Consider the following 14,461-nt stretch of genomic DNA (forward strand, 5'->3'; position numbering starts at 1 on the left):
ATCTATTGTCAAACGACCGCCTGTAATAATTATGCAGTTAATACCGAAAGCATTAGGCAGCCTGTGGAAGAGCTTCCTCCGCCGTGTTGGAAATGAAGGAGGATACAGGGATATCCTGGTGATCGCCATACCGCTCATTTTTACCACCGGCTCATGGGCCCTTCAGAACTTCATAGACCGGATGTTTCTCAACTGGTATTCCACAGAGGCCATGGCCGCGTCAATGCCAGCGGGGATGCTGAATTTTACCCTGGTAAGCCTGTTCATGGGGACGGTGAGCTATGTAAGCACCTTCGTGGCCCAGTATTACGGTTCGGAACAGAATAAAATGATGGGTAAGGTGCTCTGGCAGGCGCTGTATATTTCCATCATTTCAGGCGTCATATTCATGCTCTTCTATCCCATCGCGGACGATATATTCGCCCTGGTGGGGCACGCGGACGAAGTGCGAGAATATGAAACGGTGTATTTCCGGATTCTCTGCTTCGGGGCTGTGCCCCTGATCGCCTCATCGGCGATGTCCGGTTTTTTTTCCGGCATCGGCAAGACATGGATCATCATGATCGCCAATTTCGCGGCCACCGCGGAGAACATCATCATGGATTACCTGCTGATATTCGGAAATTTCGGCTTTCCCCGGATGGGAATCGAGGGCGCCGCCGTGGCCACGGCGCTATCGTCCTGCATATCTTTAATTATATACGCGATTATCATGTTTCGACCATCGTATAATACATTATTCAACACGGTTGGCGGATGGCGGCCGGACCGGCTCCTTCTTAAACGCCTTTTGCGGTTCGGCCTGCCCAACGGGGTGCAGTTTTTTCTCGATATGACGGGGATTACGCTGTTTGTTTTGATCATCGGCCGGCTCGGGACGGACAGCCTTGCGGCCACCAATATAGCCTTCAATGTGAATACTATCGCCTTCATGCCCATGATCGGTCTCGGTATCACGGTGTCGGTACTGGTGGGCCAGTACCTGGGGATGAATAATCCGGGCCACGCGGAATACAGCGTCTATTCCGGTCTGCATATGGCGGTCGCCTACATGGGGACCATTGCCCTCCTGTACGTGTTTGCCCCGGACCTTTTTATCTGTTTTTACGCCGCCGGCACCGATCCGGAAAAATTCAAGGCAACCGCGGACCTGGCAAAGGTGCTGCTTCGTTTTGTGGCTCTCTATTGCATATTTGACGCCATGAATATCATATTTGCGTCGGCCATCAAGGGCGCGGGGGATACTCATTTCGTTATGAAAGCCATAATTATTCTCTCCCTGTGCGGATTGGTCGTTCCCACCGGCGCGGCCCTGTTTATTTTTAATCTCGGTATTTACACCGGATGGACAATTCTAACGGCATATGTTTTGCTTCTCGGCATTACATTTATGTGCCGCTTCATGGGAGGGCGATGGAAGACAATGCGGGTTATAGAGGAAGTTCCCGTGACCCTGCCGCCTTCAATGCCGGAGGGACTGGCGGGCAAGATAGAGGTATGAGATTAAATCAATTGAATCACTTTTCTTCGCCGGGCGTGACCGGGTCGGTTTTCGGAGGGGCTCCGTTTTTTTTATCTAAATCGGCTTCTTGTTGGGCCAAGCGTCTCTTCTCTTCCTTCTCGACACGCCACAGGTACATCCGTTCAGCCGTGCTGCCGGTCATTTGCTGCGCCAGTTCATCGATGATTTCGTTCACCTGGAGGAGTTTCATGCGGGTATCTTCATCGAAATATTGGATATAGTCCGTTTTCAGCTCGAAAACGAGCTGGCCGACCTGCATAATTTTAAAAGAAAGTTCTGCAGACAGCTTCATTTCCATCTTCTGTTTCTGAGATTGGAACAGTGACATTAAAGATTATCCTCCACGGAATCAATAATAGACTTATTGCAAAACTTGAGTTTCGCTGCAAGTCTGACTGTTATTGTTGTTCTCTTGTCGAATATCGTCAACAAATTAATCATAAATCATAAGATATATATTTTAAGAGGTGGCGGCAACAAAATCGTCTTAAATAATATATCCCATTTTTTGCTATAGAACAAGGGAGCCTGGAAAAACAAAATTTATCCCATGCCTTTATTTTGTTTTCCAATGGAACGGGAAGTGAAGGCCCTTGTGATGTTGATATAGAGAAAATTATTATTAAAAAAAGTTACCGTATATTGATCAATTGCAATAGAACTGGATTAATGATTGTTTTTTTATTATTATGGGTATAAAAGGTATTTAGTATGCGATAGGGGCAAAATCCCTCCATGAACAGTTGATCCTGTTATAAGGTGAAACCTATGAACAAGCGCAGGCCTGTACTATTCATCATGATGTTCCTTTTGTCGTGCGGCTTGGTTGATTCGGAAGCAAAGGTGAAAACATCGAACCTGGCCGGGTCATGGTATCCGTCCGACGCGGGGCAGCTGAAGGAGCAGATCGATACCCTCCTGGCGGGGGCGCAGCCCCGCAGAATTGACAGGGAGCCCCTTGCGCTTATCATGCCCCACGCCGGGTATGTGTATTCTGGCAAGACAGCTGCACAGGGTTATCGCATAATCGGCGCCGCGGGGAAGCCTGCCATTGCGTCAAGGCTCATAGTCATCCTGGGTCCGTCCCACTACAGCGCCTTCAGGGGCTGCTCCTTGCTGGAAGCGGAGTATTATGAAACGCCCCTGGGCAAGGTAAAATTGAACCGCGAGGCGGCCGAAATCCTTGCCGGAGACGGCCTGTTCAGGAAAAACACCACCGCCTTCGAGCGGGAACATTCCATAGAGATCCATCTTCCCTATCTGCAAAGGATATTCGGCAACAGGCTGAGAAAGGACGTCCAGGTCCTTCCCGTGCTGGTGGGCGACCTCGATGACGCTGACGCGAAAAAGGCCGCGGCCAGGCTTGCCGAGGCAACGGCACGCTCTGACCCCTTTTTTATCATCAGTACCGATTTCACCCATTATGGACCCAATTTCGGTTACGAGCCCTTTAAGAATGCCGGGGGTCAGAGCACCTCTGCCAGGATCAAGGGCCTGGATGACGGAGCCATAGACCTTATTATAAAGAAGGATATCGCCGGTTTTACCGGCTACTGCGAAAAGACCGGGGCCACCATCTGCGGCAGGAACCCCATTCGCATAGCCCTGGCCCTGCCCATTGGCGGCTTCAGGGCGGAGAAGATCGCCTATGACACTTCGGGACGCGTCACCGGCGATTACGCCAATTCCGTGAGCTACGCATCCATCCTTTTGTCCGGACGCCTCGAGGCGTCCCGGTTCGGCGACAGGGAGGAGGCCCTTCTTTCCGACAAGGACCGGCAATTCCTCCTCAGGGCCGCCCGGGACAACATCGCTTCGTGGCTCAAAAAGAGAAGGGGCATACAGATCTTCCCCACGGACGCCCCTCCGGCCCTGCTTGAAAAGCGAGGCGTCTTCGTCACCCTGAAGAAGCATGGCCGGCTGCGGGGATGCATCGGCTACCTGACCGGGATCAAGCCCCTTATCCTGGCGGTACTGGATAATTCCTACAACGCCGCCTTCGAGGACCCGAGATTCGGGCCGGTCACGGAGGATGAGCTCCCGGCGATAACTATCGAAATATCGGTGCTCACCGAGCCTGTGCGGGTGAAGTCAGTGGATGAGATCAAGGTGGGAAGGGACGGCCTCATCATAGAGCGGGGGTTCTACCGAGGGCTCCTTCTGCCCCAGGTGCCGGTGGAGCAGGGATGGGACCGCAGGGCCTTCCTGGATGGAACATGCCAGAAGGCGGGGCTTCCCTCCAATGCGTGGAAGGACAAGGAGACGAAGATATCTCGGTTCCAGGCCGTCGTTTTCGGCGAGGAGAAGCAATGAAAAAAGCGGCGCGTGGGCTGATGGGGCGGCGCGAGTTCCTGGGGCGCTCCGGCCGGGGGATGTGTCTCCTTGCCTTGGGCGCCATGGGCCTCGAAGGCTGCTCTGACACCTACTGCCAGTCAGCCGGGGATTATTATATCAAGCCCGCGAAGATGTGGACCAGGGCCGAGGACGGAGCGGTGCAGTGCCGCCTCTGTCCCAACGGCTGCCGCCTCGACGACGGCGAAAGGGGAATCTGCCGCGTGAGGAAGAATATCAAGGGGAGCCTCTACACACTGGTCTATTCCCGCATAGCGGCTGCCCACATTGACCCCATAGAGAAGAAGCCCTTCTTTCATTTCCTGCCCGGATCCACGGCCTGTTCCGTGGCCACCGCCGGGTGCAACATCTCCTGCCGGTTCTGCCAGAACTGGCAGATCTCCCAGTCGAACCCGGAAGACCTGGACGCGGTGCGGATAACGCCGGAGGACCTTTCGCAACGGGCGCGCACAGCCGGGTCACAGGTGGTGGCTTTTACCTACAACGAGCCCACGGTTCAGTTCGAGTATATCCTTGACGCTTCTGCGGCGGCCCGGAGCAGCGGCCTCAAATCGGTCATCATCTCCAACGGATACATCATGCCCGAGGCGGGTAAGATGCTCGCCCGGGGCCTTGACGCAATAAAGATCGACCTCAAGGCGTTCTCGGAGAACTTCTATGGAACCATCTGCGGCGGCAGGCTCAAGCCGGTGCTGGACAACCTGGTCGCCGTTCATTCGACGGGAAAGTGGATCGAGATAGTCGTGCTTGTCATCCCCACCCTGAACGATTCGGCGGCCGAGATAAGGCGGATGTCGGCGTGGGTGCGGAAGAACCTCTCGCAGGACGTGCCCATGCACTTCACCAGGTTCCGCGCCATGTACAGGATCCAGAACCTGCCCCCCACGCCGGTGTCCACACTGGAGATGTGCCGCGCCATCGCGAAGGAAGAGGGGATCCGCTATCCCTATGTGGGAAACGTCAACGGCCATAAATGGGAGAACACCTACTGCCACCACTGCGGCAAGATGATCATCCAGAGGAGCGGCTTCTTCCACGTGGAGAACAAGGTCAGGGGAGGGGCCTGCCCTTTCTGCAAGACGAGGATACCGGGGGTTTGGGCGTGATCCCGGCGGGGCGGCGCGCCGCCATGGCCATAGCCTTTTTGATGGGCCTGGCCGCCGCCATGGCCCAGGTTATCCTTATCCGCGAGCTCCTGGTTCTCTGCCGCGGCAACGAGCTCATCATCGGCATGATATTCTCCTCCTGGTTCCTCGGTATTTACCTGGGGGCCCGCTTCAATCCCGCGGGAGAGGGCCCGGCTCTGTGGCGGCGCGTGCTCCTCTCACTGGTCATGCTTCCCCTGGCGCTGGCGCTTTCAGTCTACGGCGCCCATGGCCTCGCCATCCTGCTGCCCCGCACCGTGGGAACCTTCTACTCATTTTCAGCGGAGCTGGTCCTGGCCCTCCTTTTCACGGCGCCGGTGAGCTTTTTCGTCGGATTTTTCTTTCCGCCCCTGGTCTCATTGGCCTCCGTCGAGATGAAGGAGGTTTCCGGTGGGACCATGTTTTACGCGGAGTCCCTCGGCTCCTTTGCCGGGGCCATGGTCTTTTCTTTTATTTTGATCACCATCGCCAATCCCCTGGCCATAGCCATGGGCTTGCTGTCAATATCATCGGCAGCGGCGCTCTGGCTGATAAAGGAGAAGAAGCTTATACCCCTGGTCCTGGTGCCCCTGGCCATAATGGTATTTTCAAGCACGATAGAAAAGGGAATCTTCACGGAGGTATGGAACAGGACCCATACTGGAAAGCTTGTCCATTACCAGCGGACCAGGTACCAGACCGTGGCTGTTGAAAGGGCGGCCGAAACGGTGAGCGTGTACGGGGACGGCATCCTCCTCTATACCCTGCCGGACCGGTACGAGTCCCGGGGGCTCTTTCACCTGGTCAATGCCCTGCGGGAAGGCCGTGGGAATGTCCTACTCATGGGATCGGGGCCGGGATCGCTCCTCCACAACCTGCTCAACACCGGCATCGGCAGGCTCCGGTATGTAGAGCACGACCCTGAGCTCTGGGACGCTGTTCGCCCCTTTCTGAAAAAACTCTATCCGCCCGGGAACGGCAGCGTTCTCTCGGTGGTGCGCCGGGACCTGCGCCATTACCTGACCGGTACGCCGGAGCGCTTTGACATGATCATCAACCTCCCGCCGGCGCCGGAGAACATCATGGTGAATCGCTTCTACACCAGGGAGTTCTACGGCCTCTGCAAAAAGCGCCTGGCGACAAACGGCATTTTCATAACGGCCCTTCACGGGTTCAGCAATTACATGGCCCCTGACACGCGGAACTACATAGCTTCCATGTACCGGGCCTTCGCGGCTGAATTCCCCGATCATCTCCGGACGTCCGGCGAGACAATCTATCTTATAGGCGCCGCGGGGAAGGGGGTCCTGCCCGATGGTGGCGAGGCACTCATCGGCCGGTACGGGAAGAAGCTGCCTCTCGCCGGCGGGCCCTACGAGGAGGAGATCACCGGGAATTTTTCCCCTGAGGAGTTCCGGGCCTATTTCGAGAAGTCCCAGCTCGATTATTTCGGGAGGGTCATGGCGCCCCTTCTGAAAACCATCGATGAAAACAGGGACCTGCAGCCCGGGGCATACTGGAAGAACATCATTCTCTCCGCCTTCAGGGAAGGGTCGGTCATGCGCGGCCTGATCGGGGCAGGGCCGGTCCTCCTGGTCTTCATGATAATACTCAGCGCCATCGCTCTCATGGACGTGAAGCGGCGCCACGGAATGGAGCGCCTCACCGAGGGATTCGTGATCTATTCCACCGGCCTTATCAGCATGTCCCTGATGCTCATCATGATCGTGCTCTACCAGAATGCCCATGGCATGGTCTATTTCCGCATATCCCTGATAAACACGGTGTTCATGGCGGGCCTCACGGCCGGGAGCTTCTCCTCCACCCGGAGGAGCGGCCTCGGGCTCCGCCTGCTGCTGCCAGGGATCGCCGTTGCGGCGGCCATGATCCTTGCCTCAACGTGGATATGGGCTGACCCGCTTTTCTGGTTCCTTCTCACGCTCTTTTCATTTATTTGCGGCGCGGTCTTTCCGGCGCTGTTCAGAACAGCTGGGCCGGGGTCGCCCCTGGCCACGGCGTCCGTGCTGGACTCGATGGATCATTTTGGCGCCATCGCCGGGTCGCTCCTCACGGTCATGGTGTTTCTCCCCATGGCCGGTATCCGGGGGACGCTGATTCTGGTCATGGTGATTGCCGTGCCTGCGATTATCTTATCATTTGTAATGCCCCGGACCAGGGCAAGGCTTTAACCGGGACCCGGGTGGGGTTGTGCGAGGAGGCCATAGCCCCGGGTTTAAACCCGGGGCTATGGCCTCCTCGCGCTTCTCTTTCCCCCACTCGCTCAATCGCCGCGACGGGCTAACTTTTGATGCTTGTTGTGGTTTCTAGTATTATCTGATTTTCACTGTTTGTGTTGTTTTTTCGCTTTAAGGCGTTGACTATATGAGTTTTCCCCCTTTCGCTCCGGAAGGGCGCCGGCTTCTTTTCGCCATCCGTGGCGAAGCCGGCATTGCAACATCCGTGTTGGGAACACCTGCGGCATCCTCGCGACGCCGTGCCTCCTGCACGGCGACTCTATGTGGCTAATGATAAAAAAGGGTCTGATACATAAATGTGAAGCAGGTTGTGTGGAAGAGGGAAGAATATACCTGTTATGTGAAATTAGCTTGACTGGATAGACCGCACGGAGTGGGATTTAAAGTGAGTCCTTCGGGGGGATTCCTGAATTAAAATTTTTACAATTTAAGCAAAAGATATTAATTATATTTTTATAAGAGTTATATCCAACTTTCCGCAAATGATCGTTTGCTGTAGCATCCATGGACAGGTTGGTGCGGCAGGAAGGGTGAGAATATAATTTGTTCAGTAAAATATTTTATAGTTAATTATAAATAAAATTCGGATACGAATAATTATATGCTTTTAATTCCTAATTTTTCGAAGGGAATTATAACGGCGACCTTTATATCACCGTAAAAAGTATATTGCACAAAATATTTACTATGGCATCATGAAGTTCCTGGAGGAACAGAAAATGAGCGATGAAGATCATACTATACACGATTTTGATATTGCATTAATTTGCGAATATTTTTCCAGTATGGATCGTCAAGGCCCGGGAAGCAAGGAAGCGACAATAAAAGCATTGAGCTTTATTGATAATCTAAACGAAAAATCAAAAATTGTCGATCTCGGGTGTGGTACTGGTGATCAAACTATGGTTTTGGCTCAAAACACTCCAGGGAATATTACAGCCATTGATTTATTCCCTGGTTTTATCGACAAACTTAATGACAATGCACAAAAATTGAATCTTCAAGGCAGGGTTAAAGGCGTTATTGGTTCAATGGATAAACTTGATTTTCAATTAAATGAGTTAGACCTTATCTGGAGTGAAGGGGCAATATATAATATCGGTTTTGAAAAAGGGATGAAATATTGGAACAAATTTTTGAAAAAAGACGGCCATGTTGCTGTTACCGAAGCGTCATGGTTTACAGAAGAACGGCCAAAAGAAATATTTGATTTTTGGAATGATGCATATCCAGAAATAGACACCATTCCAAAAAAAATTGCTCAAATGCAAAAAGCAGGCTATGTTGTCATGGCATCATTCATATTGCCTGAAGTTTGCTGGACTGAAAATTTCTTTAAACCAGAAATATCAGCACAAAAAGCATTCTTAGATAAATACAAAGGCAACAAATCAGCCGAAGAATTTATAAAATATGAAAAACATCATGCATTGCTTTATGATAAATACAAAGACTATTATGGGTATGTATTTTATATTGGGAAGAAAATATAGAAGCCAAGCCTGCATCCGTGCTGACGGCTTATTCGGCCTCACCCAGTGTCGGATACGCAGGAAACGTCAGCTGAAATGGCGCGATTATATTAGTCTGGAATTATTTAATAAATGATTTTTGAAAAGATAACATCAACTGATATTCAATTTATCAAAGAATTTCAACTTGAAGGATGGCCTGAAATAATCCCGGTATTTAAATTCTACATCAATAAATCTTTTTGTTATCCGATTAAAGTTATATCTGAAAATAGAATTGTTGGCATTGGATCTGGAATATCATTCGGCAATACGGCATGGTTGGCTCATATCATTGTTAAAGAGGAATTTCGCAATAATGGTATTGGAGCGGAAATTGTAAAATATCTATGCAATTTTCTAAAACAAAATGGCGTTGTTTCCATATCATTAATATCAACGGACCTTGGATTCCCCATATATAAAAAAGTTGGATTTGTTGAACAAACAGAATATGCTTTTTATAGAAATGACGGTGTTCTTGAAAATAAAATATCGAAAAATATCAGTTATTTTTCCAATCCGGACATTGATGATATAATTTTATTAGATAAGAGAATAGCGGGCGAAGACAGGAGTGTTTTATTAAAAGAAAAATTATCTGATTCTTATGTATACAAGAAAAACAATAAACTGTCAGGTTTTTTCTTACCTGAATTAGGTGAAGGTTTAATTGTAGCTGATGATGCGGAAGCAGGTATAGAATTAATGAAATTACGCTATACGAAAGTTAACAGGGGTGCATTGCCAATTAATAATTCAGATGGAATACAATATTTAAAGAATAATGGCTTTAAAGAAGTAATCAGGGCTAAGCGTATGATCTATGGAGAAACATTCATCTGGGAATCAAGCAAAGTGTTTAATAGAATTGCCGGCAATTTTGGCTAAAAAAATCATCTTGATCAATCGATCGCCGACCCGATTCTCGGTCACAAGACCCATGCCCCCGGTACGGGGCAATTAATTATTCCGACCCTTTCTTAATTATCCGCGCCAACTCCACAGCCCTTTTCATCATGGCTGCAGCGGAATGCAGGCCCGCAAGGTCCTGCTCCACCCCGTGCCGAATTTCCTTGTCAAACAACCCCGTCCCGTTGGGGCTCGCTACGGCCGACGCTCCCAGGGGGCTTATGCAATGGTGGACGCTGACCGGGATCATCTCGAAGGTCAGGAAGGCGTACAGGTGTGTGAGGTGGGTGGTCTCCAGGCCGCCGTGGCGCGCCCAGGCCACCGCCGCGCTGACTCCGACCTTGTTCTTGAGCCTGCCGCCTGCGATGTTGCCGAAGACAAAGACGCGGAACCGGTCTATCAGTGCCGCCATCTTCGCGCTGGTGCGCATGAAGTACACCGGGCTGGAAAGGATGATGATGTCGGCCTTTTCCGCTTTCTGATAGATCTCCTGGAGGTCATCCTTGATGGAGCAATACCGGTCAGGGGTCTGCTTGTTCAGGCAAAAATTGCAATGACTGCAGTCCTGGATGTCGATCCTGGAAAGATTGATGATCTCGGTTGATATATCATCGCCCTGGACCGAATCGGCCATCTTTTTCAAAAGAAGCTCCACGTTGCCTTCTTTAACCGGGCTGCCGGACAGAGCGAGGATGGATAGTTTCATGGGTTGTTTCCTTTGGTTATTTGTTAATAATGAAAATAAGGTAGTATTAAATGTAAATAAAAAAATAACTGATAATCAATATCGTGGGGTCAATGCATGCCTGTCCGACCCAATGGAATAGGGATTCCTTGCAAAGGCAGGTTTAGTCATTAAACGTGTGGAAAATTATCATGCAAACAGTTCCGAATAAAATGCTTGAACTTTTTCTGTCTCCCTGTACTGTTACATTGCCTGGGATACCTGTCCCGCGCCGGTGCTGACGGCCGGGCATCGTTCGACCGGTGAGGCATAGCACATACTACGTGGAGGTAGCAGATGAAAAGAAAAATAATCAGATCCATAATCATGGCCGGTATCTTAATGGCCGCCATCGGCCTGACCTACGCGGCGGAGCCTTCTTTTACCTATACCATGCCCGAGGGATGGAAAGTGGAATCGCCCAAGGGAACTGTCGCGACAGCCACCTCGCTGGATAATAACGTCCATATTAAGATATACGAATTCGCCAACAAGGATAAACAGAATGCCCTGCAGCTCTGCGAGAAACAGCTCGCCAGGGGGAAGCACGTGAAGGTTCTCAATCCTCCGACGGACATGTCGAAAATGAAAGACCGCTTCGGAGCGGATTCGGTCGCGAAGATGCAGCTCGTCATGAAGCGCCCCGACGGCGCCGAGGTGTCCTACCGCGCCTTCGTGTTCGTGAAGGGAGGAACCTTCGTAGTAATAGAGGCCTATGCGACAAAAGAGGCCACGAAGGAAGTGTTCGATCAGGCCAACGCGGTCATAGAAAACTTCAAGTTCAAATAGAGGCGTTACGTTCGGAAATATACCTGGTTTAGTACACAACACCTCCCCCTTGATGGGGGAGGCGGGGTGTGGGTGAACTAACAGCCGGAATGAAGCATTTGATGTTCACCCTCCCCTGGCCCCTCCCATCGAGGGAGTGGGATTATGCTTCTGTAAATAATTTTGTCCCGAGATAGATAATGGCCCGGTCCCGAGTAATAATCATTTTTGTCGTTCTCATATCCCTGTTCATCGACCAGGGCCTCCTGTCAAAACCGGCAAAGAAGAAGTACCGGCCCCGGCATGCCCGGTCCCGGCCGGTCAGGATCGTCAAGGAGAGGCCGAAGCCCCCTGACCCGGCCCTTGAATGGAAGGATTGCGGCGAATACTGCCTCCGCAATTTGTTCGGCAGCGACATGGCCGGCGTCAGGATCAATCCCGTGACGGGGGAGATCCGCGACATCGCGATCCAGGGCGGGTATATCTACCTGCTGGTCAAGAATTTCAACCTCATCACGGACGCCATCTTCATCATCAGGAAGGACTCCGGCAGGATCGAGTCGATCTGGGGCATCGGCCGCCAGAGCGCCGAGGGGATCACCTGCGACGGACAGTTTATCTGGATCATCAGCAGCTCCGAAAAATACTTTTTAAGAAAGCTGTCCCTTTCCGGCAGGGGCTCCGGCGATATAGCCATAAAGACGCTTCCGAAAGGGGATATCCGGGGCATCGCCTGCGCGGGGGACAACGTCTTTTTCACCGCCCGCGCCGACGAGGAGTCGGTCCTCTACCTGTTCAACCGGCAGAGCAGGGCCCTGAAGAAGATCGGGTCCTACCGCGGCGGGATCAGCGGCATCGCCTGCTTCCAGGGCAATATCATCGCCGGCGTCAACGAGTTCGACACCTATTCCGGCCGGTGGCTCCTGGTCATGGGCCCCGACGGAGGCCTGAAGAAAAAGCTCTCCTTCGTCAATAGCGACATCTCCTCCATGACCAGCGACGGCAAGCGGGTCTATTTCCTGGAAAAGCGCTTTCCCGGCGCCAGGGTCTCGCCGATCGTGGTCCTGATGGACGGCAACATGGTCCTCGCCGATCCCCGCATCCAGAGGGTCGAATTGACATTCCCGATAAAAGGCAATAATTCCAACCTCTTCAATGTCGACCTGTGGCTTCCCTATCCAATGAACCGGAAATTCCAGAACGTCAGGGCTGTGGCGATAGAGCCCCGTCCCCTGGAGGTCACCCTGGACCGCTTCGGGAACCGCTGGGCCCGGGTGAGATGGGAGCGCGTTTCCGGCAGCGTCAGGGCGGTAATGAAGTTCGACATCATCACCGCCGCGGTCGCCTTTACCATAGAGCCGAAGCTGGCCTTTGAACCGGCCGCTATCCCGGCCGACGTGCGCAAGTCCTTTCTCGGCGAGACGGGCGTCTTCGATCTTTCGAGCTACGTGATAAAGTCGCACTCTTCCCGCATCGAGACCGAAGGGCCGGGCCTCGCCCGGATCCTGGCGATACGAGATTACGTGAACGGGGCCATACGCTTCAGCGGATACGGCGACCGGTGGGTGAAGGCGAGCGATTACCTGTTCCGGGGCAGGGGAGACGCCTACGGCCAGACCGTGGGATTCGCGGCGGTGTCGCGCTTCCTGGGCATTCCGGCCAGGGCCGCCGGAGGGATCCTCCTCGACGGGGCGCAGAGGGAGCGGGAGTCCGACTATTCACTGCCGTGGAACCAGGTCTATCTGCCGGGAAGCGGGTGGGTCGATATCGGTATCGGCAGGGACTACGACCACGGCCGCGAGCAGTTCGCCTGCCGTCCAGGCAGGGTCTTTATAACGATGGAAGGGGATTTCGACACCGTCGATTACGCCACGGTGTTCACCGAAAAAGAATGGACCAGGGCCTGCCGGTGGTCCAGCGTGGACAAGAACAGGCCGGCCGATGTGTCGCCGGGGGCGGTACAGGTCAAAGCGCAGGAACTCAGGGAATGAAAAAAAATTAATGACAGATCGGGCCCTTGTTTTAATCATTTCCTGAATGAAAAGACCAATCGCATTAATCGTCCCGGCGGCGATCATCGCTGTAGCCCTTTTGTGCGGCGCGGGTTCACCCCTCCGCGCCTCCGATAAGCAGACCGTCCCCCTGGTGTTCCACCACGAGTCGTCGGAGGAGCCCCGGGTCGAGCAGCTCCTCAGGGAATTCGATTTCAGCTCCCAGGTCTCCGCTGGCCTGACGGAATTCCAGGAAATGGCCCTTCTGAAGAACTGGGTGTACAGCCACATCCCCTATGACCTGAACTACGCCGATTCGGAGCTGCGCGACTCCATCCGTATTCTCCGGAGGGCGGCCAAGGGCGAGGCTTTCATCTGCACCACCATATCCACGGTTTTTCTCCAGACCGCGGTCAGCATGGGCTGGACGCCCCGCCAGATCATACTCAGAAAGCCGACCGGGGACGAGCACGCGGGCAACGACATCTGGTCGAACCAGTACCGGAAGTGGGTGTATATCGATCCCACCTGGAACATTCATGTGGAGCGGCGCGGTGTGCCGCTTTCGATTTCCGAGATCAGGCGCGAGTGGCTGAAGAACAACGGCCATGACATCGTGTACGTGTTCGGGGCCGGGAAGAACGAAAAGCGCTACACCACTGCGGACCTTCCGGTCAGGCGCAAAGACAGCAAGATATGGAGCCTGATACCCCTTGACCGGAGCTGGCTCTCCTATTCCAATGAGATTGCCGTGCTGGGCAGGAACGACTTTTTCTCGTGCTGCAATCCCAATGGAGCGAACGCCTGGGACCCGATGTACGTGATGATAATGAAAAGGTCCTGGAAGGACAGGTTCAAGACCTTTTTCTCGAAAAGCTCGGGATATTCATCGACGGCTCTTTTTTACGATCTGAACAGGGTCGACATACGCATTGAAGGGAAGGGTGACGGGAAGCAGGGCCCCGGGCGGAAGGCCGTGGAAGTGAGGCTCAACGCCTTCGGCGGCAATGCCTATACGCCCAATTTCATGGAATACCTCATCACGCTGAACGGGTCCGACTGGAAGGTGACCGGGGACCGCTTCACCTGGAAGCTTGAGCCCGGCGAGAACGTGGTGCGTGCCAGGGTCATGAACAGGTTCGGCGTGGTCGGTCCCATTGCTGAAAAACGGCTTTCCATCGAGGGAAAGAAGAAAACCGAGAGTACCCGCAGAAAAGTCCGGCGCGGCGGTAAACGCCGCAGAACAAAGTAACCATGGTGAGACTGTATCAGTATCTGATCGGTAGCGGTACAAATACGGAG

11 protein-coding genes are annotated in these 14,461 nt (G+C 52.9%); 9 read left to right on the plus strand and 2 right to left on the minus strand.

Annotated elements, in window-relative coordinates:
• The first annotated feature begins 31 nt into the window (after positions 1-31).
• A complete protein-coding gene (locus KA369_06165; protein MBP7735542.1) occupies positions 32-1,501 on the plus strand; it encodes an MATE family efflux transporter in 1,470 nt (489 codons plus the stop codon).
• Positions 1,502-1,517: 16 nt separating this feature from the next.
• Here KA369_06165 and KA369_06170 read toward each other — a convergent pair whose 3' ends face one another.
• Positions 1,518-1,850: a hypothetical protein gene (locus KA369_06170; GenBank protein ID MBP7735543.1), complete on the minus strand. Its 333-nt coding sequence runs from the start codon at positions 1,848-1,850 to the stop codon at positions 1,518-1,520.
• A 440-nt stretch (positions 1,851-2,290) separates the two neighbouring features.
• Here KA369_06170 and amrB point away from each other — a divergent pair, with 440 nt between their 5' ends.
• The 5 genes from amrB (at position 2,291) to KA369_06195 (ending at position 9,655) form a co-directional block, all read left to right on the plus strand.
• Positions 2,291-3,835 carry an AmmeMemoRadiSam system protein B gene (amrB, locus tag KA369_06175; protein ID MBP7735544.1) on the plus strand — a complete coding sequence of 515 codons (1,545 nt, stop codon included), beginning with the start codon at positions 2,291-2,293 and terminating at the stop codon, positions 3,833-3,835.
• Positions 3,832-4,980, plus strand: a complete 1,149-nt coding sequence (gene amrS, locus KA369_06180; GenBank protein ID MBP7735545.1) for an AmmeMemoRadiSam system radical SAM enzyme — start codon at positions 3,832-3,834, stop codon at positions 4,978-4,980. Before amrB ends, amrS begins: the two co-directional genes overlap by 4 nt.
• Positions 4,971-7,187, plus strand: coding sequence for a hypothetical protein (locus KA369_06185; protein MBP7735546.1), 2,217 nt, complete (start codon positions 4,971-4,973; stop codon positions 7,185-7,187). The genes amrS and KA369_06185 overlap by 10 nt, the downstream gene beginning before the upstream one ends.
• Positions 7,188-7,972: 785 nt before the next feature.
• The gene (locus KA369_06190) at positions 7,973-8,746 is read left to right on the plus strand and encodes a class I SAM-dependent methyltransferase (GenBank protein ID MBP7735547.1); all 774 of its coding nucleotides are present in this window, start codon (positions 7,973-7,975) and stop codon (positions 8,744-8,746) included.
• A gap of 111 nt (positions 8,747-8,857) precedes the next feature.
• Complete coding sequence (locus tag KA369_06195; protein MBP7735548.1) at positions 8,858-9,655, plus strand: GNAT family N-acetyltransferase; 798 nt, start codon at positions 8,858-8,860, stop codon at positions 9,653-9,655.
• A gap of 76 nt (positions 9,656-9,731) precedes the next feature.
• On the opposite strand, the gene KA369_06200 is transcribed toward KA369_06195, so the two are convergent.
• The gene (locus KA369_06200) at positions 9,732-10,382 is read right to left on the minus strand and encodes a flavodoxin family protein (GenBank protein MBP7735549.1); all 651 of its coding nucleotides are present in this window, start codon (positions 10,380-10,382) and stop codon (positions 9,732-9,734) included.
• 315 nt (positions 10,383-10,697) lie between these two features.
• Between KA369_06200 and KA369_06205 the strand changes: the two genes are divergently transcribed.
• From KA369_06205 to KA369_06215, 3 genes are all read left to right on the plus strand, one after another.
• Entirely contained in the window at positions 10,698-11,189 is a 492-nt protein-coding gene (locus KA369_06205) for a hypothetical protein (protein ID MBP7735550.1), read from the plus strand.
• Between the two features lie 179 nt (positions 11,190-11,368).
• A complete protein-coding gene (locus KA369_06210) occupies positions 11,369-13,159 on the plus strand; it encodes a transglutaminase domain-containing protein (protein MBP7735551.1) in 1,791 nt (596 codons plus the stop codon).
• A 46-nt stretch (positions 13,160-13,205) separates the two neighbouring features.
• The gene (locus KA369_06215; protein ID MBP7735552.1) at positions 13,206-14,411 is read left to right on the plus strand and encodes a transglutaminase domain-containing protein; all 1,206 of its coding nucleotides are present in this window, start codon (positions 13,206-13,208) and stop codon (positions 14,409-14,411) included.
• Positions 14,412-14,461 lie beyond the last annotated feature (50 nt).

This window comes from Spirochaetota bacterium (assembly GCA_017999915.1).
Lineage (GTDB): Bacteria > Spirochaetota > UBA4802 > UBA4802 > UBA5550 > RBG-16-49-21.